This window comes from Enterobacter sp. PP-008-ECC_S150 (assembly GCF_045257065.1).
GTDB classification, from domain to species: Bacteria; Pseudomonadota; Gammaproteobacteria; order Enterobacterales; family Enterobacteriaceae; genus Enterobacter; species Enterobacter chengduensis.
The window spans coordinates 182,108-209,074 of record NZ_JBJHHG010000002.1; the positions used below are offsets into that span (position 1 = coordinate 182,108).

Annotated in this window: 9 protein-coding genes and 1 pseudogene; 4 read left to right on the forward strand and 6 right to left on the reverse strand. The window is 60.1% G+C overall.

Annotation, left to right across the window (positions count from 1 at the left end; translation table 11 throughout):
* Window positions 1–14 precede the first annotated feature (14 nt).
* Window positions 15–944, reverse strand: a complete 930-nt coding sequence (locus ACJBF3_RS03550; protein WP_045330186.1) for a LysR family transcriptional regulator — start codon at window positions 942–944, stop codon at window positions 15–17.
* A gap of 90 nt (window positions 945–1,034) precedes the next feature.
* Here ACJBF3_RS03550 and ACJBF3_RS03555 point away from each other — a divergent pair, with 90 nt between their 5' ends.
* The 3 genes from ACJBF3_RS03555 to ACJBF3_RS03565 all read left to right on the forward strand — a co-directional run bounded on the left by ACJBF3_RS03555 (window position 1,035) and on the right by ACJBF3_RS03565 (window position 2,696).
* Window positions 1,035–1,511 (forward strand): GNAT family N-acetyltransferase, encoded by a 477-nt coding sequence (locus ACJBF3_RS03555; RefSeq protein ID WP_047717718.1) that lies wholly within the window; start codon window positions 1,035–1,037, stop codon window positions 1,509–1,511.
* A gap of 124 nt (window positions 1,512–1,635) precedes the next feature.
* Complete coding sequence (locus tag ACJBF3_RS03560) at window positions 1,636–2,304, forward strand: epoxyqueuosine reductase QueH (protein WP_045330183.1); 669 nt, start codon at window positions 1,636–1,638, stop codon at window positions 2,302–2,304.
* A gap of 119 nt (window positions 2,305–2,423) precedes the next feature.
* Window positions 2,424–2,696 carry a YqjD family protein gene (locus ACJBF3_RS03565; protein ID WP_045330181.1) on the forward strand — a complete coding sequence of 91 codons (273 nt, stop codon included), beginning with the start codon at window positions 2,424–2,426 and terminating at the stop codon, window positions 2,694–2,696.
* Between the two features lie 28 nt (window positions 2,697–2,724).
* On the opposite strand, the gene ACJBF3_RS03570 is transcribed toward ACJBF3_RS03565, so the two are convergent.
* On the reverse strand, window positions 2,725–4,188 hold the full coding sequence (locus tag ACJBF3_RS03570; protein ID WP_045330180.1) for an EAL domain-containing protein: 1,464 nt from the start codon (window positions 4,186–4,188) through the stop codon (window positions 2,725–2,727).
* A 284-nt stretch (window positions 4,189–4,472) separates the two neighbouring features.
* Here ACJBF3_RS03570 and ACJBF3_RS03575 point away from each other — a divergent pair, with 284 nt between their 5' ends.
* Window positions 4,473–5,357, forward strand: coding sequence for a hypothetical protein (locus ACJBF3_RS03575; RefSeq protein ID WP_045330178.1), 885 nt, complete (start codon window positions 4,473–4,475; stop codon window positions 5,355–5,357).
* Between the two features lie 36 nt (window positions 5,358–5,393).
* Here the strand turns inward: ACJBF3_RS03575 and ACJBF3_RS03580 are convergent, their stop codons facing one another.
* From ACJBF3_RS03580 to ACJBF3_RS03595, 4 genes and pseudogenes are all read right to left on the reverse strand, one after another.
* Complete coding sequence (locus tag ACJBF3_RS03580) at window positions 5,394–6,569, reverse strand: HlyD family type I secretion periplasmic adaptor subunit (RefSeq protein WP_406544725.1); 1,176 nt, start codon at window positions 6,567–6,569, stop codon at window positions 5,394–5,396.
* Window positions 6,566–8,746, reverse strand: a complete 2,181-nt coding sequence (locus ACJBF3_RS03585) for a type I secretion system permease/ATPase (RefSeq protein ID WP_045330174.1) — start codon at window positions 8,744–8,746, stop codon at window positions 6,566–6,568. Before ACJBF3_RS03585 ends, ACJBF3_RS03580 begins: the two co-directional genes overlap by 4 nt.
* 176 nt (window positions 8,747–8,922) lie before the next feature.
* Window positions 8,923–10,989, reverse strand: coding sequence for an FG-GAP-like repeat-containing protein (locus ACJBF3_RS03590; protein ID WP_406544751.1), 2,067 nt, complete (start codon window positions 10,987–10,989; stop codon window positions 8,923–8,925).
* A 62-nt stretch (window positions 10,990–11,051) separates the two neighbouring features.
* Window positions 11,052–26,928: pseudogene (locus ACJBF3_RS03595) on the reverse strand (Ig-like domain-containing protein); the annotation flags it as partial.
* Window positions 26,929–26,967: the final 39 nt, after the last annotated feature.

Consider the following 26,967-nt stretch of genomic DNA (forward strand, 5'->3'; position numbering starts at 1 on the left):
TGCGCTTACCCGGCCTACCGTCCCCTGACAGCCTGCGCCAGCGTCTGCAGTTCCTCCTTCAGCCAGCGGGTCGCGCCCCGCTGGCCGCTGCGTTTATGCGAGTAAATTTTCACTTCAAACGTGCGTATCGAAAACGGTAAAGCAAAAATCCTCAGGTCTGCTGCCGCAACCAGCTTCTCAGCGGCGTAACGAGGGATCGCCATCAGCAGGTCGCTTTCCGCTACGATAAACGGTGCGCTGAGCATTGACGGCGTTTTGATCGCGATTTGCCGGGTATAGCCCAGCTGCTCAAGCCGTACGTCAAGAACGCCCTGCTTCTCATTCCATGGGGTCACCACCAGATGTCGGGCCGCGAGATAGTCCTCCAGCGTCAGACGCGTCCGCCGCGCGTTGCTGATGACCACATACTCATCTTCAAACCAGTCGATCTCTTCCAGTTCCGGGTGTCGGATATCATCCTGAGTGCTGAAGCCCAGCGCCAGATCCACCTCACCCGCCAGCAGTTCCGTCAGCGCCGGACTGTGCGGCAGATAGCGCAATTCAAAGCGTAACCCCGGGGCAGTAAGCTGCAGCCTGTGCATCAGAGCCGGAAAAATGCAAAGCGCGGTAAAGTCCGTTATCGCAATCTGCAGGCTCTCCGTACTGCTGGCCGCATCAAACTCCGGCTGCGGGGTCAGTTCATGATTAAGGAACGAGAGTGCGGAAGCAATCGAAGGTGCGAGCTGAGAGGCATAAACGCTGGGGGACATACGATGCCCTTCGCGGAAAAACAGCGGGTCATTCAGGCTGGCGCGCAGGCGCGACAGCGCATGGCTGAGCGCGGATGTGCTCATCGCCAGCTCGTCAGCGGCCAGCCGAACGGAACGGTGGCGGTAGATCGCGTCGAAAACGGGCAGCAGGTTTAAATCAAGTCGTCTCAGGGCCGGATGCATAATATTCATCATATGTTGATTTCATTGCACTTAATTCTTCGGACAATACTCCGTATGCTCAACGCCATCAATCAAGACGCACGCTAGAAAGCAGGAAAAACAATGAGCATCACCCTTCGTCAGGCACGCCCCGAAGATGCGGCGGCCATTTACGCCATGATTTACGAGCTGGCGGTGTATGAAAAAGCCCCGGAAGAAGTGGTTACCACGCCGGAGGAGATCCGGGAAACGCTCTTTGGTGCAGGCACTAAAACCGAGGCATTGATCGCGGAGTATGAAGGCAAGATCGCCGGCTATGCCGTGTTCTTCACCAGCTATTCAACCTGGCTTGGCCGCAACGGGATTTATATGGAAGACCTTTACGTTTCCCCGGAATATCGCGGTAAAGGCGCGGGAAGAGCGCTGCTGAAACATATTGCTCAGCTCGCGGTAAAACGGCAGTGTGGCCGCCTTGAATGGAGCGTGCTGGACTGGAACCAGCCCGCCATCGATTTTTATCTGAGCATTGGCGCGCTGCCGCAGTCCGAATGGGTGCGATACCGTCTTGACGGAGAAGCGTTGCTCAAATTTGCCGAATAGCGGCACGTCATACCCGAGAAGATCCCGCCCCGCGGGATCGCTCTTTCCTGCGTCGATCCCGTCTCAACAGGTTATGAATTTATGCTACCCTTCCATAAATTTCATAAACATAGTGCAAAACGCCATGACAACAGCCCCCTTTATCCGCCCTCAGCTCACCCTTCCAGACGGTGCCGACAAGCTGCTGCTGCACTCCTGCTGTGCCCCCTGCTCGGGTGAGGTGATGGAGGCCATCCAGGCTTCGGGCATTGATTACACCATTTTTTTCTATAACCCCAATATCCATCCGCAAAAGGAGTACCTCATCCGCAAGGAGGAGAATATTCGGTTTGCAGAAAAACACGGCGTGCCTTTTGTTGATGCCGATTACGACACCGATAACTGGTTTGAGCGCGCAAAAGGCATGGAGTGGGAGCCCGAGCGCGGCGTCCGCTGCACCATGTGCTTCGATATGCGTTTCGAACGTACGGCGCTCTATGCGGCAGAGCATGGATTCAGCGTCATCAGCAGCTCGCTGGGGATCTCCCGCTGGAAGAACATGCAGCAGATCAATGACTGCGGCCAGCGCGCGGCCGCGCGCTATCCGGGTATGGTTTACTGGGACTACAACTGGCGCAAACAGGGCGGTTCCTCACGCATGATTGAGATCAGCAAGCGGGAGCAGTTTTACCAGCAGGAATATTGCGGGTGCGTGTATTCGCTCAGGGACAGTAACCTGCACCGTAAGTCTCAGGGACGGCCGCTGATCCGCATCGGGAAACTGTATTACGGTCAGGATGAGAATGAGAAATAACGGCTTGCCGTTATAGAGATATATCCGAAAACCGCCCCGTTGGGGGGTTAATTTAGCCCCCCGTCTCCCACATTCACCAGGAGCGGCTATCCTTTAAGTATCAACAAAAGGAGGCAAAAATGTCTGATATCGGTACTGATAAAAACACCCAGTATGCTGAAGATAAAGCAAAAAATAAATTTGATGAGCTTGCAGGTTCGGCGCAGCAACAGTTTGGTGAATTCGTTGATTCACCAAAGCATCAGATAAAAGGTGCGGCTAAAAAATACGCCGCGCAGGCCAGCGATGCTGTTTCTGATGTCACAGACGCGGTCAGAAATAACCCCCTCACCGGCCTCGTCGCGGCGGGTGCGGTAGGTATTGTGCTCGGCCTGCTGCTGGGACGTAAATAATCAAGGCCCTTCGGGGCTTTATTTTTTTCTAGCTAAAAAGCCTCACCATGCGGTCTAACTCCTCCTCTTTTACGGCGCGCGAAAGATAATAACCCTGGAAATTTTTCACGCCTAGCTCGACTAATTTTTCAAATTTTTCCTCACTGTCTACCCCCTCGGCAATACAGTCCGTTCCCGTCATATCGCTGTAGATCTGAATGGCTTTAATCAGATTATAGTCATTGTCGTTTGCCACAAAATGCTCGACGATGTCCCGGTCAAGTTTTAGCCCGTCAAAATGCACCTGCCTCACGGGGAACATGGTGTGGTGGTTAGAGAAACAGTCGTCCAGAAACAGTTTGCACCCGGTATTACGAAGGTGCCGCATCGTTTCAGGAATGTTTTTATCTTTCGTCACATCAATATCTTCCGCAAATTCAAAGACCAGCTTTTCAGCCCACTGGGGCCTGAGCAGCATGCCAATGGCTTTCCTCGCCATCTCGGGCAATGCGTTCCCGGACGCCAGGCGAGGTGGAATATTGACCGAAAAATAAAATTTCCCGTTATATTTATTAATCCCCGATACGGCGGCATGAAGCACCAGCGCCGTAATTTTCAACCATATTTCATGATTAACAATGTCATCTAAAAAACAGGCTGGCTTAACGATTTTTCCGTTCTTATTCCAGCGAATCAGTATTTCAAAGCCGACGCCTTTTTTATCACGATCGGTAATAATCTGATAGGCAGGGAATATCTCTCGCTTCATCAGCGCATTGAAGATCTCTGCTTCTTTATCTGAAAAACCCTCTTTTTGACGCTGGCGCTTAACGCTTCTTTCAGTCTTGAAACTGTGCGGATCGTTTAACCACCGCTTAATATGCTGTAATTTTTGCACGCCTTCTTTACGATGGGTGTAAACCGTTTTATTCGAGAGCCCAAGTCTGTCGCAAAGCTCTTTTATGGACATGCCGCGGTAAAAATTTAATAGCACATCTATTTCTCTGCGCGTTAACCACCGCAGGTTTTCCTGTGGAGAATACCCCATATAGCTATCGCGCAGTAAGCGCGAACGGTCTTTAAACCCCTTATTATGGGTATGAAAACAGGTAATAACATCGGAAATGCTGGCAATGCGAATCAATGATAATTGATGGCTGTTATTTAAAAGGCTGCTTAAGGTTCGATACAGCCAGCTGTCGGGAATATCACCGTACAGGGTAACGCGTCGAATAACCGGAAGTGCATTCAGAACGGAGGCCAGCCGCTTCAGGCTTTCCAGGAGATTAACAACACCTTTTCCGAGGAACACGACGATGTGAGCATTATGATTAATAACAATATTTTCCCTATCCCGATCGCACGCGTCATCTCCCTGAAAGTGAATGTGCGAGGCCTCAATGCCGTATTTTTCAAGCATCAAAGAATAACCCTGGAACGTAAAACCGCAGGTCGAGATGACAAATCGCCGTTCATTGCAAGCCGCATTTCTGAGAGAAATTGTATGGGTCATAACCTGCTCCTGGGCACAAAAAGCGCCATTCTTATTATGAATGCGGAATAATTACCATCCGGTGAATAGAGGAATTTTACCGCACGCCGCGAGGTTAAGATACTGTTATCAACGTTACTCATCGGAACATCTTTGCGTTAATCACCTCTCTCCTGTAGATAAATGTAAATATATCTTTCTTTGCAAATAACAGCCGCAAAGCGATTTTTCTCAGGTATAATGAAAATTCCGAAAAAGAAGGCTGGATACTTCATCTATCGGCTCATCAAATACGAGAAAATGCTATGGATAATCACATCTCATCCAGGGCCTTGCTACATCGAAGGGATGTTATTAAGAACAACCCGTGGTTTAGTGAGGCAATATTAGAGCACTACACAATTAATGACGCCATCTATAAAAAACAACCTTTGTTCTACAAGACGATGCTTCAGGAAGCACGATTTAACATTATCCTTGCCATGTGCTGCTTTATATTTGGCAATCAGGCCGAGTCAGTTTCTGAGATTAAAGAGTTATGTTCCCGCTATAAGATAGCCAGCCCCAATAGCGTTATCGCGATCATTACGATACTCAGAACCACCGGACGCATCAGGACCTGGCGCTGTACGGAAGACAGACGCAAAACGAGAATCGCGCCAACCGAAAAAGGCCTGAATGAACTCAAGCGATATATGTCCGGCGCGTTTTTGCCCGTCAGCACTCTTTATCCGGCATTTAATATTGATGTTAACCTGCTGGATAATGACACAATGCGGAATAATTTCTTCCGGCGCGCGGCGGAATATCTTTTTAGAGGGTTAACGTTCAGAAAGGTGTTACCCGAGGTGGGTTTATTTATCGATAAAGATGGTGGCCGTATGATTATGCTTTATATCTATTTACAGGCCATGCAAAACAAATCCGCTTGCGGTGCCGTGATTGACTATTCAGCCAGCACGCTCGCAAAAGAATTTTTTGTTTCACGTATTCACGTCAACCGCATTATCAAATCGGCACAGGAGGCAGGCTATCTTAAAGACCGTGGAGATGGGCGGATGTCAATCTACCCGGCGTTCATCGAACTGGTCGAAAACTATGCCGGATTATATTTCGCGTATGTCACGCACTACATCAACGTGGTTCCGAAAGAGCGACGTCAAACCAGCAGCGTAACGACAATGGTATAACCAAAATGGCGTTCGGCTTCCCGAACGCCCCCTACCTTATCTTTCCCGCAGCGCCTCTTTTGCTTTGTTGAGCGGCTTCAGCAGATAATCAAGGATAGTTTTACTGCCCGTTTTTATATCCACCGTCGCAATCATCCCTGGAAAAACAGGAAATTCTTTTCCTTGCTTATTGGTCAGATGGTTACTGTCGGTGCGGATATAGACGCGGTAGTAGTAAACGTCCCTTTTCACCTCGTCCTGCAGGGTATCCGGTGAAATCATGGTCACTTCCCCTTCCAGCCCGCCGTAGATGGAATAGTCATAGGCCATTACCTTCACCAGCGCTTTCTGGCCGGGATGAATAAACGCCACATCGCGCGGGGAGATTTTTGCCTCTACCACCATCTGATCGTCGAGCGGAACCAGGCTCATCAGCTTGCCGTTCGGCGGAATAACCCCGCCCACGGTCGTCACGTCAATATCCTTGACGATCCCGCGCACCGGCGCATTGAAGGTCAGCCGGGTCAGGGAATCCTCACGTCCTTTCATCACCGAACGCTGGGCTTCAATCTCCGCATTGGCTTTCGCCAGCTCTTCACGGGCGCGAACGTAATACTGGTTTTTCATCTCGGTGATTTTGTTCTCAAGCTCGTTCTTTTGACGCTCAAGACGTAACACCTCAACCTTGCTGGCCGCCCCCTGGGTCACCAGCGGACGGGTTAACGACAGCTCGCGCTGCACCAGCTCGGCGCCCTGGCGGAGGCCGGCCAGCCCTTTTTCCAGGCTTTCGCGACGGGACTGGTAAAGCGCCGTTTCCTGTTTGACCAGCTCAACGTCGTCATCCAGCTCGTCCGGAAACGCGAGTTCGGTGTCGTTGACCTCGGCCTTCAGGCGCGCGGCGGTTGCCAGCGCGGCATTCAGACGCGACTCGCTCTCCAGCACGCTGGACTCGGTTTTGGTCCGGTCGAGCTGCGCAAGCTGCTGGCCGCGTTCAACGATGTCGCCTTCGCGCACCATCAGGCTGTGGATAATGCCGCCCTCCAGGGACTGAATCACCTGCTCATGCGAAGACGGTATCACCTTGCCGCTGCCGGTTGTGACTTCATCAAGCTCGAACAGGCTCGCCCAGGCGATAAACACCGCCAGCAGGGCGAACAGGGACCATGCCACCAGAGACGATCGCGGCAGGCGTGGCTCCTTCAGGCGACTGTTAAAACGGGATAAATCATTCATGCCACACCCTCCTCAGCAGCCGCAGCCGGTTTCATGGTCACGGTGCGCTGCGCGGCTTTCGGCGGCGCCATGCCGTGCTGGTGCAGGATCGCATCGCGGGGGCCGTCCATCACCACCTTGCCGTTTTCCAGCACGATGATGCGGTCAACCAGGTCCAGAATCGGCAGGCGATGCGTCGCCACCACCAGCGTCCGGCGTTTACCCAGCCATTTGTGAAGATGCTGAATAAACTGCTTTTCGCTCATTTCGTCCAGCCAGGCCGTTGGCTCGTCCAGCAGCAGAATGTTCGGCGAGGTGATCAGGGCGCGCGCCAGCAAAAGCGCCTGACGCTGACCGCCGGACAGCCCCGTGCCGCCCTCGTTGATGAGGGTGTTGAGCCCCATTTTTTGCTTGCGCACAAACTCCAGCGCGCCGCTGTTGACCAGCGCCTGGTGAATTTCATCGTCCGTCGCCAGCGGGTTCCCCATCAGGATGTTGTCCCGCACGGAGCCAAAGAAAAGCCGCGCCTGCTGGCTCAGCAGCTGCATGTCGCGCCGCACGTCGGCCGGGTCAAGATGATTGAGGGCAATGTCGTCCAGCAGAATGCTGCCCTGCTGCGGCTCCTGCATGCCCGCCAGAAGCTGTAGCAGCGTGCTTTTCCCGGAACCGTTGCGCCCGAGCACCGCCACGCGCTCCCCGGCGCGGATCTGCAGCCTGCTGACGTTGAGCACGCTGAGTTTCTCTTCTTCATCGTAGTAAAACCCGACGTCCTCGAGCGCATAGTTGCCGCGCAGGTGGGCTTTGTGCACCTTCTTGCCGTGCTGCGGGTCGTCAATCGGCCGCTGCATCAGGTCGTCCAGCCCCTTGCGGGCCACTTTTGCCGACTGCCAGCGGGAGAGCACGCCCGAAATCTGCGACAGCGGCGCGATGGTGCGCGACGCCAGAATCGAGGTCCCCACCAGCGCACCGGTGGTCATATCGCCGCTGATGACCAGGTAACAGCCCACCAGCAGGACCACGGCATAAACGATGGACTGCACCTCCTGCGTCCACGTGAGCAGCAGGCCGGTCAGCCAGCGCTGCTTCATGCCGACGCTGGCGGCCACATCGTTGGTGTTATTCCACTGGTTCTGGAAACGCTGCTCGGCGCGCATTAGCTTGATGTCTTCAATGCCCTGCACCGCTTCCACCAGCGTGGCGTTACGAATGGCGGATTCACGCATCCCTTCGCTGGAGAGTTTACCGAGCGGCCGCTGCACCAGCAGGCCAGGAATCAACAGCAGCGGCACGGCGAGCAGGACCACCAGCACCAGCGGGCCGCCAATCATCCACAGGATAAAGACGAACAGCAGGAAGAACGGCAGATCGGAAATCGCCGCAATGGTGGTGGAGGTGATCAGCTCGCGCACCGACTCCAGCTCGCGGATCTGGGCGATAAACGATCCGGTTGATTTGGAGCGCGCGCCGTTTTTGATCCGCAGCGCGTGGGCAAAGACGCGTTCGGAGATGCGCAGGTCGGCGCGTTTCCCCACCACGTCAGAAATATGCACGCGCAGCATGCGCATGATGAATTCAAAAACGATGGCAATCATGACGCCGCCAAACAGCACCCACAGCGTGGCTTCGGACTGCGACGGCACCACCCTGTCGTACACCTGCATGGAGAAGACCATGCCGGAGAGCGCCAACACGTTAGCCACCAGCGCCACCAGCATAATGTCGCCGTAGCGTCGCCAGTCCTTCAGCGCCAGCTGCCAGAACCAGTTTTTCTCGTACGGTTTGATGTAGTCATCCACGCGGGCATCCGGCGTGGACTCGAGCGGGCGCAGCACCATCAGGGCTTTTAACCGCGGCCCTAGCTCCTCGCGCGTCAGCGTCGTCTCCAGGCCGCCGTCGCCGCTGAACTGCAGGCTGACGTTGCCTTCGGTGTCCATGCGGTTGATCACCGCAATTTGCCCGCCGGTGAACTCCGCCAGCAGCGGCAGGCGCCACGGGTCGAGGGAGACCGCTTCTGCCGCCACCGCACGCATCCCCAGCCCAAGCTGATGCGCCATCTCCTCCAGCACCAGCTGGCGCGGAGACTGGCTTTCGTGGTTAATCGTGACCCGAACATGCTCTGCGGAAAAGTCCAGCCGGTAGTGCTTCGCGATGATGAGCATGCCCTGCAGCCAGGGTTCGTACTGTGGATGTGTCTTCATATTGCTACGTCCTGTTCAGGGCGATAATTTCGCACTGAAATGATACCTTTACGGGATAACTCAAAATCGAACATTCTTTAAACGAGCCCGCAAAATAATCTTGTGAAATATAGGGTTATTGCCGTTTATGTAAAGAAACGCAAAAGGCCGCGGGGATCGCTCCCCGCGGCGTTGTTTTACGCAATTAACAGCTGATGGTTAGCCAGCAACGTTGCCAGATCCGTCTGCACGCCGTTCAGCGTCACCAGGGTGGTCGGCGAGAACTGACCGCCGGTACCGTCCAGGTCAACCTGAATTTCGGTATTGCTGCCGTTCTGCACCACGCGGATGTAGTCGCTGATATTGCCCGCGCTGCTGTCCAGCGTGGCCACGCCGTTCACATAGCTCGCGGAGCCCGTGCCCGTATAGCCGCTGCCGGAGAGCAGATCGCGCAGGTCAATGCGATCCGTGTCCGCCGTTCCTTCCCAGGTGCCGACGGTAAAGCCGTTCACCACGTCGTGACCGTTACCGCCCGTTGCGTCCGAGGCGTTGATCAGCTTGTAGAGCAACGTATCGTGACCGCCGCTGCCGATATTGAAGGTGTCATTCCCGCCGCGGCCTTCGAAACGGTTATCGGCGCTGTTGCCGGTAATCACATCGTCGAAGTCCGAGCCGTTAATGCCTTCAATGTTCAACAGACGCGTGGTCCCGAAGCCGGTGTCCTGCGCGGTTGAAAGGCGCAGGTCAACGGTCACGCCGGAGGTCGCATTGCGGTAATCCACCACGTCCATCCCACCGGTGTTGCTCCAGGTGTCGTGGTCGGAATGGGTATTCCAGCCGCCGGATCCGTTGTAGGTATAGGTGCCATTCTCCGCAATAAAGGTGTCGTTATACCCGGTCCCGGTGATCGTTCCGCTGTGACCGCCGGTGGCCGCTTCGGCCGTCAGGACGTAGCCCTCTTTGCCGTTGCCCGCTACCAGATCGCTCCAGGTGACGTTATCCGACACCCCGTTGGTAATCTTCACAATCTCCGCCGAGTAGGTCTCCTTCGGATCCAGCCCGTAGAAGCTCACCAGCGCGGAGGTATCGTTCGATCCGATACCGGACTGGGCGTTGATGATCTGCGAGGCAACCAGCACGCCCGCGGCGTTATACAGGTTGACCGTGTTGCCGTAGTAGGCGTTGATGCCCTCGCTATCGACAATGTGCAGATGCATCGCGGTACCGTCCGCAATGGTTTTGCTGTTCTGGACCAGCACAACCTTGCCGTTCTGCTGAGAGACCAGCAGATCCTTCGCGCCGTCCCAGTTGTAGTCTATGGCCGCCACGCCGGTGGCGTAGGCAATACCGGACGCCAGCTGGCTGGAGGTCCAGGTGGAACCGTACCCGTTGTTGGTGAACAGGGTCGCCGTTTGCGAACCGCCGTAGGTGCTGAGCTTGATGATGTCCATCTGCCCGTCACCGTTCCAGTCCACCGCCACCGAAAGATACCCCGCCGACGCGTTAGAGGCTTCCACCGCGCTCTTGGTGGTAGAGAGCTTACCGGTGCCGTCGTTGTAGTAGATCACCCCGCCGTTGTTGTTGTAGCTGCTGCCCAGGTACAAATCCATGTAGCCGTCGCCGTTGAAGTCCGCCCACGTCATGGACGCCGCCGTGGTGGTGTTCGAGGCGTTCGCCACAAACACGTTGGTCAGGTTCTGGCCAATAGAGAGCGTGCCGTTGCCGTTGTTGTTAATCACGGTTAACGAGTACGCGCCGCTGCGGTTGGTATGCTGAACAATATCCACCGTGCCGTCGTTGTTAAGGTCAACGCCGGAGATTTCACGCATGGTGGTGAATTGCCCCCAGAAACCTGCGCCGCCGTTGGTTCCATCCGGCGACAGTACGCCTTTGTTGTTGATCAGGTAGGTAATGGAGTCTGCACCCGCATCGCCGTAGGCCAGATCCAGATAGCCATCACCGGTTTTGTCGTACGCGATCACCCCGCCGTACCAGATGGTGGTACCCACCGCCAGCTGGCTGGCGTTATAGGTACTGCCATCGTAGGTCCACATCACCTGAGTGGAGCCACCGTAGGTGTTCTCCGTGGCGAAAATGTCCTGCGTGCCGTTACGGTCAAAGTCGGCGGCGGTCTGGCTCACCACGTAGTAGTTACGGGTGTTGGTCAGCGTATTGCCGGCATAGGTCGAGCTGTCGCTGCTGGAGTACGACTGGCCGTTCGCAATGATATTCCACAGACCGCTGCTGTTCATGCCGAGGGTCATGGTGGAGTTGTTGCTGTTCCCCGCCGCGGTTGCCCAGTCGGTATTCACCGAAGTGGTGTCAATCACCAGGCTGCCGGTCGCGGTACCGGTGGTATTGCCGTTACCCGCGCTGCTCTTCACCTGCGCCGTTACGCTGTAGCTCGCTACGTTCAGCGCGTCGCTGTCCGGGATCTGCAGATACCAGGTGTTGTGATCCGGGTCGACCACCACCGCACCGCCCGTCTGGGAGGTGTAGGTTTTACCGTTCACCGTCACCACCAGGTATTCACCGTTCACCAGGTCAGCGGAGACGGTACCGCTGACGATCGGCGTGGTATCCGACGTGGTCTGCGCGGTAATCGCCGCCCTGGTGGTCGGGATGCTGGTGTCGACGTTCAGCACAAAGCCGTCGGATTCCGTGTAGTTTCCGGCCCTGTCGGTGACGCGCACAATGTAGGTGTGATTTCCGTCGCTCAGGCCGTTGTCCTGGAAGGACCAGCTTGCGCTGCCGTTCATGGTCACCTGGCCGAGCAGAATCCCGTCACGGTAAAGCTGTACGATCTCGCCATCGTCCGGGGCGCGGTTAAGCGTCCCGTTGATCAGCGGCGAGTTATCGTCGGTGGCCAGCGCGCTGCCAAAGGTGCCCTGACGCTCGCCTTCACCGTCGGTATAGCTCACGACTGTGCCCACCGTGGTTGGCGGCGTCGTATCTACCGTCACCACCTGCGACGCGGTAGAGCCGACGTTGCCTGCCTGGTCGATGATTCGCACTTGGTAGGTGTAGTCACCGTCCGCCAGATCGCGGGTGTCGGTATAGCTCCAGCGCTGGTTGGTAACCGTGGCGTCGGACCAGGTATTCCCGCCATCGAGGCTTATCTGGACGCGCTCGTCGTTTGCCAGCGCGTTGCCCAGCGAGCCGTTGATGGTCAGCGTGGTGTCCATGGTGATGAAATCACTCCCGGACTGGCCGGTGTCTTCGCTGATGCTGTCGATGGTGATGCCGTACTGCGGCGCCTGCGTATCCACCGTCACCGCCTGCGAGGTGGTCGCCCCGACGTTACCCGCCTGGTCAACAACCCGTACCTGGTAGTTATGGCTACCGTCTGACAGGGTACGCGTATCGCTGTAGCTCCACTGGGTACCGCTGACGGTGGCGTATACCCAGGTGGTGCCGCCGTCCATGCTCACCTGAACATACTCGCCTGCACCCAGCCCGGCGCCGAGCGTGCCGTGCAGCGTGTACGAGGTCGAGCTGGTCAGGAAGTCATTGTTGTCGAAGCCGGTATCGACGGTAATGTTATCCACGGTCACCGTAATGGCCGCATCCGGAGCAATCGTATCGACGGTCACCTGCTGATGGGCGCTGGCCCCCACGTTGCCCGCCGCATCCACTACCCGAACGTAGTAGTCATAGGTCTGGTTACCCAGCGTGCGGCCATCCACGTAGTACCAGGTGTTGCCGGTGACGATGACGTTCTGCCAGGTCACGCCGCCGTCGATGCTGATCTGGGCGTACTCGCCGTCGGCCAGCGTCGCGCCGAGCGAGCCGTGCAGCGTCAGGGACGTATCGTTGGTGATAAAGTCGCTGCTGCTCAGGCCGGTATCGTCGCTGATGCGGTCGATAGCGATCGTTTTGCTGGCGTCCGGCGCGACGGTATCAATGGTCACCACCTGGCTGGCGGTGGCGCTGATATTCCCCGCGTCGTCGATCACGCGCAGCTGGTAGTTGTAATCACCGTCGGCCAGCGTGCAGCCATCGACATACGTCCAGCTCAGCCCGCTGACGCTGACGTCGGTCCAGGTGACGCCGCCGTCGAGGCTGATCTGCGCGTGGTCGCCGCTGCCCAGCGCCGCGCCGAGCGTCCCTTTCAGGCTGATCTGGTTGTCGCTGGTGATGAAGTCGCTGTCGGACAGACCGGTGTCCTGGGTGATGGAATCGACCGTAATGGTGCCTGCCGCTGGCTTCGTCAGGTCAATCACCACGTCCTGGCTGTCCGTTGCCCCCACGTTGCCCGCGTTATCGATCACCCGCACCTGATACTGATACGTTCCGTCGCTCAGGGTGCGGCCGTCCGCGTAGCGCCAGGTGGTGCCGGTGACGGTCAGGTCAATCCAGGTGGTGCCGCCGTCGAGGCTGATCTGCGCCTTCTCGTTATTGCCGAGCTGCGCGGTCAGGGAGCCGTTGACCACAACCTTGCTGTCGTTGGTGATGAAATCACTCGCGCTCAGGCCGGTATCGTTTTGCAGCGAATCGATGCTAATCCCCATCGACGGCGCGGTCAGATCCACGGTAACGGTGTGGTTATCGCTGGCGCTATTGCCGATGGCGTTGCTGACCTGGGCGTTAATCACGTACGCACCGCCGTCCGCCAGCGCGCTCACGTCCGCGCTGCCCATCGTGTAGCTCCAGCTGCCGTCATTCTGCACGGTCGCCGTATAGGTTTTACCGTTAAGCGTAATGGTCACCGTCTGGCCCGCAGGCGCGTCGGTGGTGCCGCTGATGACCAGCGGCGTGCCGTGTTCAGCCGCGTTGACGATATCGTCCTGCGCAAAGGTGTTGATGGTGATGGTTGGGACGTCACCGTTCAGCGTCACGTCGTGCGTCGCGCTGCCCGGGTTGCCCGCCTTATCGCTTACCGACGCGGTGATGGTGTAATCCCCGTCGCTCAGGCCGAGGAAATCACGGCCCGGCACGAAGACCGACCACGATCCGTCCGCCCCGACGGTCGCCTGATAGCTGTGCCCGTTGAAGGAGACGGTCACCGTCTGGCCCTGCTCCGCCGTGGTGGTACCGCTGATGGTCTGGCCCGCCAGCTGCTCGGCGTTGTTAACGATATCGTCATCGGCCACGGTGCTGATGGTCACGGTCGGCGCGACGGTGTCCACCGTTAAGGTGTGCGTCGTCTGTCCGTTGTTACCGGCTTTGTCGTTGACCGATGCGGTCACCGTCAGCGCGCCCTGGCTCAGGGTAGCCAGATCTGCCGCCGGTACGTCCAGCGTCCACGTCCCGTCGCTGCCAACAAGCGCAGTGTAGCTTTTGCTGCCCAGCGTTACGGTGACGGTCTGACCCGCCTCCGCGCTGGAAGAACCGCGCACGGTCAGCGGCAGCTGCGCTTCAAGCGCGTTCAGCATGTCATCACCCGACAGCGTCGCAATGCTCACCACCGGCGCGGTAGTATCCACGCTGATGTCGTGCGTTGCCGAGGCGCTGTTGCCCGCGCTGTCCTGCGCAGACACAGACACCTGATAGCGCGCGCCGTCGGCCAGCGCGCCTACGTCGGCGGCCGGCACGGTAGTCGTCCAGCTGCCGTCGCTCTGAATGGTGGCGGTGTAGGTCTTGCCGTTCAGGGTCACGGTGACCACGGTTCCGCTGGCCAACTGAGCGCTGGAGCCGTTAATCACCAGCGCGTTGCCCGCTTCAGCCGCGTTAATGACGTCATCGCCGCTAAGAGTGTCCACCGTCAGCGCCACGGAGGCGGTGTTGACCACCACGTCGTGGGTCTGGGTGCTGCTGTTGCCCGCGCTGTCGGTAATGGTCGCGCTCAGCGTCACGGTGCCGTCGGTCAGGGCTGAAACCACGCTGGCCGGAACGCCTACGCTCCAGTTGCCGCTGGCGTCAACGGTGGTGGTGTACTGGTTCGAACCGACAGCGATCACCACTTTATCCCCGACGTTCGCGCCGCTTGCCGTGCCGCTGACGATCTGCGCCTGGCCGTGCTCCACGCTGTTGATGACGTCATCGCCCGCCACCACGTTAAAGCTGACGGTCGGCGGCGTGGTATCAAGCGTAATCGCTTTGCCCGCGCTGCCCGGGTTACCCGCGGCGTCGCTCACGCTGACCTGCACGGTGTAGCCGTTATCCGCCAGTGCCGAGAGGTCTGCGCCCGGCACGTTCACGCTCCAGATTCCGCCCTGCTGCACCTGCGCGGTGTAGCTCTTACCGCCCAGCGTCACGGTGACCGTCTGTCCGGCTTCCGCCGTGGTGGTGCCGGAGATGGCCACCCCTGCGGACGCTTCGCTGGCGTTGATGACGTTATCGCCCGCGACCGTATCAATGGTCACGGCTGGCGCGGTGGCATCCACGCTGTACTCGCGGCCCGCCGAGGCGCTGTTGCCGTTCACGTTGGTCACGCTCGCCTGCACGCTGGCATCGCCGTCCTTAAGGCCCGCCAGATCCGCGGAAGGCACGGTTGCCGTCCAGTTACCGTCGGCATCCACTTTCGCGGTGTAGGTCTTACCGGCGAAGGTGATGGTGACGGTCTGGTTTTCCTCCACGTTTGACGTGCTGCCCGAAAGCACCAGATCCGCGCCTTTTTCCGCCGCGTTAATCACGTCATCGGTCGCAATCGCATCAATGCTCACCGCGACCGCAGACAGATCGACGGTCACGTCATGGCTGATGGTCACCGGGTTGCCTGCGGTGCTCTGGCCCGCAACGGTAACGGTGACCGTACCTGCTGCCAGCGCCCCAACGGCTGCTGCCGGGATCGCTGCCGTCCAGCTGCCGTCTGCCAGCACGGAGGCCGCATAGGTTTTGCCATTGACGGTCACGGTGAGCGTGGTCCCCACCGCCAGCCCGTCACTGGTGCCGGTGACGATCAGGTTCTGACCGTGTTCGATGCTGTTGATCACATCGTCGCCCGCCACGGTATCCACGCGCAGGCCCGGCAGGCTGGCGTCTATAACGATTTCGCGTTCGCCCACGCCGGTGTTGCCGTGGCCGTTGGTCACGGTCGCCGACACCGTCAAATCACCGTTGCCCAGGGCCGTCAGGACGGACTCCGGCACGCTCACGGACCAGGTCAGATCGTCCTGCACCGTCGCGGTGTAGCTGTTGCCGCCGATCGTCACGGTCACGGTGTTGCCCGCTTCCGCGTTCGTTACCCTGCCGCTAACGATCTGGCCCGCGGCCACTTCCGCCGCGTTGATGACGTTATCGCCCGCCACGGTGTTGATGATGACGGTCGGCAGCGCGGTATCCACCAGCAGGTTTGCGGTGTTGCTGACGCTGTTGCCCACGCCGTTGGTGGCGGTCGCGCTCAGGGTGTAATTCGCTTCGCCCAGACCCGACAGATCCGCAGCCGGAACGGTCAGGCTCCAGGTGCCGTCCGCCGCCGTGGTCGCGGTGTACTGCTTGCCGTTCAGGGTTACGGTCACCACGGTGCCTTCCGCCAGGTTGGCGCTGGTGCCGCTCACGCTCAGATCCTGGCCTTTTTCCACAGCGTTCAGCACGTTATCGCCGCTGAGGGCGTTGAAGCCGACGGACGGCAGGCCGGTGTCGACGGTGACGTTATGCGTGCCGGTGCCGGTATTGCCCGCCGCGTCGGTGACGGACGCCGTAACGGTCACGGTGCCGTCCTGCAGCGCGGAAATCACGCTCGCCGGTACGCCCACGCTCCAGTTGCCCGCCGCGTCCAGCACGGTGATGTACGTCTGGCCGCCGAGGGTAACTGTGACCTTATCGCCCGCCGCCGCGCCGGTGGCGGAGCCGCTGATGATTTGCGCCTGCGCGTGCTCGGCGATGTTAATCACGTCGTCGCCCGCCACGGTGTTGATGGTCACCGCTGGCGCGGTGAGATCTACCGTCAGGTTATGGTCAACCGACGCCGGGTTACCCGCTTTGTCGCTCACGGAGGCCGTTACGGTCACGCTGCCGTCGGTTAATCCTGCCAGATCCGCCGCCGGAACGTTCAGCGTCCAGCTGCCGTCCGCGCCGACGGTCGTGGTGTAATCCTTGCCGTTCAGGGAGACGGTCACTGTCTGGCCCGCTTCGGCGGTGCTGGTGCCGGATACGGTCAGATCGCTCTTCGCTTCGGCCGCGTTCAGAACGTCATCGCCCGCGATCGTGCTGATGGTCACGGTCGGCGCGGTGGCGTCCACGCTGTACTCGCGGCCCGCCGAGGCGCTGTTGCCGTTCACGTTGGTGACGCTCACCTGCACGCTGGCGTCGCCGTCCTTAAGGTGTGCCAGATCCGCAGACGGTACGGTATACGTCCAGTTGCCGCCGTCATCGACGGTGGTAGTGTAGATCTTGCCGTTCAGGCTCAGGGTCACGGTCTGCCCGGCTTCCACGTTGGTGGTCGCACCGGACAGCACCAAATCCGCGCCTTTCTCCGCGGCGTTGATCACGTCGTCTGAAGCGATGGCGTTGATGCTGATGGCAACGGTCGCCAGATCCACCGTCACATCGTGGCTGATGGTAATCGGGTTACCCGCCGCGCTGTCGCCGGTGACGCCGATCTTAACGGCGCCTTCCGGCCACGCGCTCACGTCGGTGGACGGGATTGCCGCGCTCCAGGTGCCGTCCGCCAGCACCGTGGCCGCGTAGTCTTTGCCGTTTACGGTGACGGTCAGCGCCGTGCCTGCCGCCAGCCCGTCGCTGGTGCCGGTGACGATCAGGTTCTGCGCATGTTCAATGCTGTTGATCACGTCGTCGCCCGCCACGGTATTCACGCGCAGGCCCGGCAGGTTAGCGTCGATAGCGATCTCGCGCTCGCCGGAACCGGTATTGCCGTGGCCGTTGGTGACGGTCGCCGTCACGCTCAGGCTGCCGTTGCCCAGCGCGGTCAGCACGTCAGACGGCACGTTTACGGACCAGGTCAGATCGCTTTGCACCGTCGCGGTGTAGCTGTTGCCGCCGAGGGTCACGGTGACGGTGTTGCCCGCTTCCGCGTTCGCCACGGTGCCGCTCAGGATTTGCCCGGCCGCCACTTCCGCCGCGTTGATGACGTTATCGCCCGCCACGGTGTTGATGGTGACGGTCGGCAGCGCGGTATCCACCAGCAGGTTTGCGGTGTTGCTGACGCTGTTGCCCACGCCGTTGGTGGCGGTCGCGCTCAGGGTGTAGTTGGCCTGACCGAGACCGGCCAGATCCGCTGCCGGAACGGTCAGGCTCCAGCTCCCGTCCGCCGCCGTCGTGGCCGTGTAGTTTTTGCCGTTCAGGGTTACGGTTACCACGGTACCTTCCGCCAGGTTGGCGCTGGTGCCGCTCACGCTCAGGTCCTGGCCTTTTTCCACCGCGTTCAGCACGTTATCGCCGCTGAGGGTGTTGAAGCCGACGGACGGCAGGCCGGTGTCGACGGTGACGTCATGTTTGAAGCTGCCGGTGTTGCCCGCGCCATCGGTGACGGACGCCGTAACGGTCACGGTGCCGTCCTGCAGCGCGGAAATCACGCTCGCCGGTACGCCCACGCTCCAGTTCCCCGCCGCGTCCAGCACAGTGGTGTACGTCTGGCCGCCAATGGTGACGGTGACCTTATCACCCGCCGCCGCGCCGGTGGCGGAGCCGCTGATGATTTGCGCCTGCGCGTGCTCGGCGATGTTAATCACGTCGTCGCCCGCAACGGTGTTGATGGTCACCGCTGGCGCGGTGAGATCTACCGTCAGGTTGTGATCCACGGACGCCGGGTTACCCGCTTTGTCGCTCACGGATGCCGTTACGGTTACGCTGCCGTCGGTTAATCCTGCCAGATCCGCCGCCGGTACGGTCAGCGTCCAGCTGCCGTCCGCGCCGACGGTCGTGGTGTAGTCCTTGCCGTTCAGGGAGACGGTCACGGTCTGGCCCGCTTCGGCGGTGCTGGTGCCGGATACGGTCAGATCGCTCTTCGCTTCGGCCGCGTTCAGAACGTCATCGCCCGCGATCGTGCTGATGGTCACGCTCGGCGCGGTGGCGTCCACGCTGTACTCGCGGCCCGCCGAGGCGCTGTTGCCGTTCACGTTGGTCACGCTTACCTGCACGCTGGCATCGCCGTCTTTGAGGGCTGAAAGATCGGCCGCCGGCACCGTGGTGGACCATTTGCCGGCGGCGCCGACGGTCGCGGTATAGCTCTTGCCCGCGAAAATAATGCTGACGGTCTGGTTCTCCTCCACGTTAGCGGTGGTACCGGAAAGCACCAGATCCGCGCCCTTCTCGGCCGCGTTAATCACGTCGTCGGCGGCAATCACGTCGATGCTCACGGCAACGGTGTCCAGATCGACCTTCACATCATGATCGATAGAGACCGGATTACCCGCACTGCTCTGGCCTGAAACGGTCACGGTCACCGTGCCTGCCGCCAGGGCACCCACGTCTGCCGCCGGGATCGCCGCTGTCCAGGTGCCGTCCGCCAGGACGGTCGCCGCATAGGTTTTGCCGTTCACGGTCACGGTCAGCGCCGTGCCCGTCGTCAGCCCGTCGCTTGTACCCGTAATAATCAGGTTTTGATTATGTTCGATGCTGTTGATCACGTCGTCGCCCGCGACGGTATCGACGCGCAGCCCGGGCAGGCTAGCGTCGATAGTGATATCGCGCTCAGCGGAGCCGCTGTTGCCCACGCCGTTGGTGACGCTGGCTGAAACCGTCAGCTCGCCGTTGCCCAGCGCCGTCAGTTCGGCTTGCGTCACGCTAACGGACCAGGTGAGATCGCTCTGCACCGTTGCGGTATACGTTTTACCGCCGAGAGTCACGGTAACCGTGTTGCCTGCTTCAGCATTGACTACCGAGCCGCTGATGCTCTGGCCTGCCGCCAGCTCAGCCGCGTTAATGACGTCATCGCCCGCCACGGTGTTGATAATGACACCCGGCAGAACGGACTCGACGTTCACGGTATGAGAGGTGCTGGTGCTGTTGCCAACGCCGTCCGTTGCTGACGCGGTAACGGTGTAAAGCGCTTCACCCAGTTGACCGACCTGGTCCGCCGGAACCGTGGTGGTCCACTTCCCGCTGTCATCCACCTTCGCGCTGTACGCCTTGCCGTTCAGCATCACGGTCACCACCGCGCCTGTAGCCAGGCCGGAAGCCGTACCGGAGATCGTCAGATCCTGAGTTTTCTCTGTACTGTTGATCACATCGTCACCGGACACGGTGTCAATGGTCAGCTCCGGCGCGCTCAGGTTGACCTCCACGCTGTGCGTGGTGCTGTTGCTGTTGCCCGCCTTGTCGGTCAGCGCCGCGGTGATGGTGTAATCGCCTGCGGCCAGCGCGGTTACGTCCGCCGCAGGCACGCCCACGCTCCAGCTGCCGGAGGCATCCAGGGTGGCGGTGTAGGATTTATTGTTGATCGTCACGGTGACCACATCGCCCGCCGCCGCACCGGTCACGGAACCGGTGACAATCAGCGCCTGCGCATGCTCGACGCTGTTGATCACGTCGTCGTCGGACACGGTGTGGATGGTCAGCTGCGGAACGGTAGTATCGACCAGCACGTCGCGATCCGCGGAGGCCGGGTTGCCCGCTTTATCCGCAACGGCGGCGCTGATGGTGTAGTTGCCGTCGGTAATCCCGCTCAGATCCGCGGACGGCACGGTCACGCTCCAGCTGCCGTTTGCCTCTACGGTGGTGGTGTAGTCTTTGCCGTTCAGCGTTACCGTCACCGTCTGGCCCGCTTCGGCGTTGGTCGTGCCATTAATCAGCAGATCCTGCTGCGCTTCGGCCGCGTTGATGATGTTGTTGTCGCTGACGATCTCGATAGATACCGTCGGCGCTGTCGCGTCCACGCTGTACTCGCGGCCCGCCGAGGCGCTGTTGCCGTTCACGTTGCTGACGCTCACCTGCACGCTGGCATCGCCGTCTTTCAGGCCGCCCAAATCGGCAGACGGTACGGTCGCCGTCCAGTTGCCGCTGGCATCCACCGTCGCGGTGTAAGACCTGCCGCCGAAGGTGATGGTAACGGTCTGGTTTTCTTCGACGTTGGTGGTCGAGCCGGACAGCACCAGGTCCGCGCCTTTTTCCGCCGCGTTAATCACGTCGTCAGAAGCAATCGCGTCAATGCTGATGGCGACCGCGGCCAGATCCACCTTCACGTCATGGCTGATGGAAACCGGATTGCCCGCCGTGCTCTGGCCTTCCACCGTCACGGTGACCGTGCCCGCATTCAGCGCGCTGACGTCTGCCTTCGGAATGGCCGCCGTCCAGGTGCCGTCCGCCAGCACGGTGGCCGCGTAGGTTTTGCCGTTGACGGTCACCGTCAGCGCGGAGCCGCTCGCCAGCCCGTCGCTGGAGCCGGTGATAATCAGGTTTTGCGTATGTTCGATGCTGTTAATCACATCGTCGCCCGCGACGGTATCGACGCGCAGGCCCGGCAGGTTGGCATCAATGGTGATGTCGCGCTCGCCGGTGCCGGTGTTGCCGTGGCCGTTGGTGACGCTGGCGGACACCGTCAGATCGCCGTTACCGATGGCGGTTAGGACCGCAGACGGCACCTTGACCGACCAGCTCAGATCGTCCTGCACCGTCGCCGTATAGGTATTTCCACCGATAGAAATAGTGACAGTGTCACCGCTCGCCGCGCCGCTCACTTTGCCGCTCAGGGTCTGCCCGGCAGCCACTTCCGCTGCGTTAATGACGTCATCCGTGGCGATTGGGTTGATGGTAACCTGCGGCAGCGCGCTGTCGACCAGTACGTTATGGCCGGTGCTCGCGCTGTTCCCTGCGGCATCGGTCACGCTTGCCGTCACGGCGTAGCTCGCTTCGCCCAGGGCAGAGACGTTCGCCGCCGGTACGGTCAGGCTCCAGTTCCCGCTCGCGTCTGTGGTGGCCGTGTAGCTGATGCCGTTGAGGGTCACCGTAATGGTGGTACCGTCCGGCTGGTTGCTGGTACCGGATACCAGCAGATCCTGGCCTTTCTCGGTGGCGTTGATCACGTCGTCAACCGCCAGGGTATTGATGGCAATCACCGGCGCGGTCAGGGAGACGTCAAACTCATGCGTCTCGGTGGTGCTGTTACCGGCCTTATCGGTCAGGGTTGCGGAGATCGTCTGGTTACCATTAGCCAGCGCGCCCACGTCCGCCGCAGGAACGCCTACGCTCCAGCTGCCGGACGCGTCCAGCATGGCGGTGTAGTCTTTGCCGTTCAGGGTCACGGTAATCACGTCGCCCGCCTGCGCGCCCGTCACCTTACCGGAGACGATCAGCGCCTGGCCGTGCTCGGCAATGTTCACGACGTCGTCGCCCGCAACGATGTTGAAGGTAATCTGCGGTACGGTGGTGTCAACCAGCACCGAGGAGCCCGCGCTCGCCGGGTTACCTGCCTTGTCGGACACGCTCGCCGTGACCGCCGCGCTGCCGTCGGTAATGCCTGCCATATCCGCCGCCGGAACGTCGAGCGTCCAGGTTCCGTCCGCCTGCACCTGCGCGGTGTACTGATTGCCGTTGAAGGTCACGGTCACCGTCTGGCCGGGTTCAGCAGTAGACGTACCGCTCAGGGTCAGATCCTGCGCCGCTTCGGCCGCGTTCAGCATGTTGTCGCCGCTGATGGTGTTAATGGTCACCGTCGGCGCGGCGGTATCGACGCTGAACTCCTGCACCGAGGACGCCCCGTTGCCGTTCACGTTGGTGACGTTCACCTGCACGCGGGCGTCGCCGTCCTTCAGGCCGCTCAGATCGGCTGCCGGAACGGTCCAGGTCCAGTCGCCGTTGCCATCCACCGTCGTGGTATACGTTTTCCCTGCAAAGGTGATGGTCACGGTCTGGCCCGCTTCAACGTTGGAGGTGGTGCCGGACAGCACCAGATCCTGGCCTTTTTCCGCCGCGTTGAGCACGTTGTCGTCGGTCACGCTGTTAATGCTGACGGCGACAGGCGCAAGATCGACGTCAACGACGGTGCCGATCGTCACCGGGTTGCCGGAGATATCCTGCGCGCTGGCCTTAATATCCAGCGGACCGTCCGCCCACTGCGAAACGTCCGCTGCCGGGACGGCCGCCTGCCAGCTGCCGTCCGCCAGCACCGTTGCGGAATAGGTGTTGCCATTGATGGTCACGGTCACGGTGCTGCCCGCCGCCAGATCGGTGCTGGTACCGGACACAATGAGGTTTTGACCGTGTTCGATGATGTTAATCACGTCATCGCCCGCCACGGTGTCAATACGCAGGCCCGGAAGCTCGGCGTCTATGGTGAAGTCGAGAGAAGAAGATCCGGTATTGCCGTGCGCGTTGGTGACGCTGGCCGATACGGTGAGGTCGCCGTTGCCGAGGGCGGTTAGCTGACTCTCGCTTAACGGCAGGCTCCAGGTCAGATCGTCCTGCACGGTTGTGGTGTATGTCTGACCGCCGAGGATAATGGTGACAGTGTCACCTGAAGCCGCATTGGCGACTTTACCGGTCAGGGTTTGCCCGGCCGCCACTTCCGCCGCGTTAACGATATTGTCACCCGCCAGCGTGTCGATGGTCACCACCGGCAGGGAGCTGTCCACCAGCACGCTGTGTGAGGCTGAGGCGCTGTTGCCCACGCTGTCGGTGACGTTCGCCGTCACGGTGTAATTCGCTTCGCCCAGCGCGCTTACCGCAGCCGCCGGTACGGTCACGCTCCAGCTGCCGCTGGCGTCAGCGGTGGCCGCATACTGAATGCCGTTCAGGGTTACCGTAATGGTTGTGCCTTCCGGCTGGTTGCTGGTGCCGGAGAGCAGCAGATCTTCGCCCTTCTCGGTCGCATTGATCACGTCATCCGTCGCCAGCGTATTGATACCGATGACAGGCGTCACGGTATTCACCACCACATCCAGCGAACTGCTTCCGGTATTACCGGATCTGTCGGTTACGGAGACGTCGATTGTCCAGGTCCCGTCTGCCAGCCCCTGCACGACGGACGCCGGCAGGCCAAGGCTCCAGTTCCCCGCCGCGTCTACCACGGTGGTGTAATCCGTGCCGTTGAGGGTAACGGTCACAAGATCGCCCGCAGCGGCGCCGGTGACGGAGCCGCTCAGAATTTGTGCCTGTGAATGGGCGAGCTGGTTTACGGTGTTGCTGTGGGTGACAAAGTCGTTAATGGTCACCTGCGGTACGGTGGCGTCCACCAGGCCCACGCGATCGGCGCTGCTGGTGTTGCCCGCCACGTCGCTGACGGTGGCCGTCACGGTCACGATGCCATCCGTCAGGGCGCCGACGTCTGCCGCCGGGACGCTCAGCTGCCAGGTGCCGTCCGTCTGGACCGTGGTCTGATAGGTTTTGCCGTTCAGCGTTACGGTAACCGTCTGGCCCGGTTCCGCGCTGCTGCTGCCGCTCAACAGTAAATCCTGCTGCGCTTCGGCCGCATTGATGATGTTATCGGCGGTCAGGTTATCGAGCGTAATCGCGGGCGGCTGCGTATCCACCGTGACCACGCGCGACGCGTCGGCGCTGTTGCCATTCACGTTAGTGACGCTGACGCTCACCTGCGCGCGCCCGTCGATCAGGGTCTCCATGGCGCTGGCGGGCACGGTCAGGCTCCAGGAGCCGTCCTGCTGCACCTGCGCGGTGAAGGTCTGGTCGGCGAATTTCACCACCACGGTCTGCCCCGCTTCCACGCCCTGCGTCTGGCCGGAAAGGGTCAACTCACTGCCTTTCTCAACCGCGTTGAGCATGTCATCGCTGGAAACGGTATCAATGGTGACCGCCACGGCGTTCAGATCGAGTTCAATCGGGTGTTCAGCCGCAACGGTATTCCCCCAGGCGTCCTGCGCGCTGACGCTAACGGTCATGCCGCCCGCCGTCCAGGCCTGCAGGTCCGCCGCCGGAACGCCGATCTGCCAGCTGCCGCTGGCGTTAACCGCGGTAACGTACTCAACGTTGTTGATGGTGACGACAATCTGCGTGCCCGGGGCCAGATGGGTACTGGAGCCGGTGACGCTCAGATCCTGCTGCTGTTCAATGGCGTTGATCACGTCATCGCCGGAAATGGTGTGCACGCGCAGGCCCGGCAGTTCAGCGTTGATGTTGATGTCACGCTCGCCGGTGCCGGTGTTGCCGTGCCCGTTGGTGACCGATGCGGTGAAGGTTAAGTCACCGTCGCCAAACGCCTTAAGATCCGCCGACGGGATCGTGACGTTCCAGGTGAGATCGCTGCCCACCGTGGCGGTGTAGCTTTTGCCGCCGACGGTAACGGACACGGTATCGCCCGCCGCCGCGCCGGTGACGCGACCACTAAGGATTTGATCGACGCCCGCTTCGGCGTTATTGACCAGGTTGTCGCCAGCAAACGTATTGATGATGACCTGCGGAAGGACCGTATCCACCAGCAGATTCGCCCCGGCGGAGCCGCTGTTGCCCACGCTGTCGGTGCCGCTGACGGTGACGGTGTAAAGAGTGTTCGCCAGATTCAGGACGTCGGAAACCGGCACCTGGACCGCCCAGAGACCGTTTTCGACGGTGGCCTGATAGCTGACGTTGTTAAGCGTCACGGTGACGCTGCTGCCGTCCGGCAGGTTGCTGGTGCCGGTCAGGCTCAGCGGCTGCATCGCCTCCTGGGCATTCAGCACGTTGTCCTGGCTGATGGCGTCAATCGTAAATTCTGGCGGATGCCCGCTCAGCGTAATGTCGCGCGTGGCGCTGCCGGTATTGCCCGCCGCGTCGGTCACGGAAACGGAAATCGTGTGGTGTCCTTCGCCCAGCGCGCCCATTACGGACGCCGGAACGCCGACGCTCCAGCTGCCGTCCGCCAGCACCACGCCGGTGAAGGTCTTACCGCCGAGGGTGACCGTTACCACGTCGCCCGCGGCGGCACCGCTCGCCAGGCCGGAAATCACGTGCGCCTGGCCCTGCTCGCTGATGTTGAGAATGTCGTCGCCCGCCACGGTATGGATGGTGACGACCGGCGCGGCGGTATCCACCGTGAAATCTGCCGTCACGGACGAACCGTTGCCCGCTTTGTCGCTAACGTTGACCGTCAGGGTGTGGTTGCCCTCGCTGAGGGCCTGTACGTCGTCGGCCGCAAGCGTGACGGACCATGTGCCGTCGCTGCCCACCGTAGCGTTATAGTTTTTGCCGTTCAGCGTGACCGTCACGATCTGTCCGGCTTCCGCATTCGTTTTACCGGTCAGGGTCAGCGGCTGGCCGTGCTCGGCGGCATTAATGATGTTGTCCTGCGCAAGGGTATCGACGGAGATCGTTGGCGCGGTGGTGTCCACGCCAATCGTCTGGCTTCCGCTGACGGTGTTACCCGCCGCATCCTTACCGCTTACGTTAACCGTCCAGGTTCCGTCGCCCAGCGCCTGCGCGTCTGCCGCCGGAACGTTAACGCGCCACGCGCCGTCCGCGCCCACTTCCGCCGCGTAGGTTTTGCCGTTCAGCGTCACGGTGAGTTCGGTGCCCTGCGCCAGGTTTTTGCTGGTTCCGGAGAGCGTAAAGCCCGCGGATTGCTCGCTGGCGTTAATGACGTTGTCACCCGCCGTGGTCGCCAGCGCGATCGTGGCTTCCGCGGTATCAACCGTGACGCTAATACTGCCCGCAGAGGTGGTTTTACTGCCGTCGATCTGCACGACCGACCAGGTGTGCGCGCCGTCGGCCTGGGTCGGTAAGATTACCGTCCACGTGCCGTCTTTACCGACCATGGTGCTGGCAATGGTGCTGCCGCTGCTGTCTTTAATCTGGATGGTCGCGCCCGGCTGACCGGTACCGCTAAAGGTTGGGGTGTTATCGTCCGTGATCGCATTTGCGCTCAGCACGCCCTGCCTGTCGCCCGCTTTATCCGACAGCAAGAAAGTCGGCGTCGCGCTTTCCACTTCTTTCGTATTATCAATGACTTTAGTTTTCGTTTCGCCGTGACCGCCGTTTGCCAGCAGTGCGCCGATGGCGCCGCCGCCTAACGCCGCCCCCGCAATCCAGCCCCACGGCGCGTCGCTTAACAGACTTTCCTGCTCGAGGAAAGGCTGAATGCTGCTAATCGGCGTGGCCTGCGCGGTTAATTCGGTCACCGCAGCGCCTGACGCTTCCCCGGTATCGGCAAAAGAAATATGCGTCAGTTCCTGACGGTCGTTGAACACCAGCTCAGACTGATTATGCGTTTCTGCATCTTCGACAAAATAGTTATTGCAGCGAATCACGCTGCCGTCTTTCATATAAATAAGGAGGTCTTTACCCTGGCGGACATAGCGCGCCACGTCCTGAGCAGAACCCTGGATTTCAATCACGCTCGGCGACGAAATAGAGACCGACAGATTTCCTTCGCCGGTTAATTTCGTTTTCTCCGCCGTTTTGCGAATGATGACATCAACAACCTTTACGTTACTCATTTGTTCTCCTTGCAGGTGTACGTATTCCTGTGGATATGA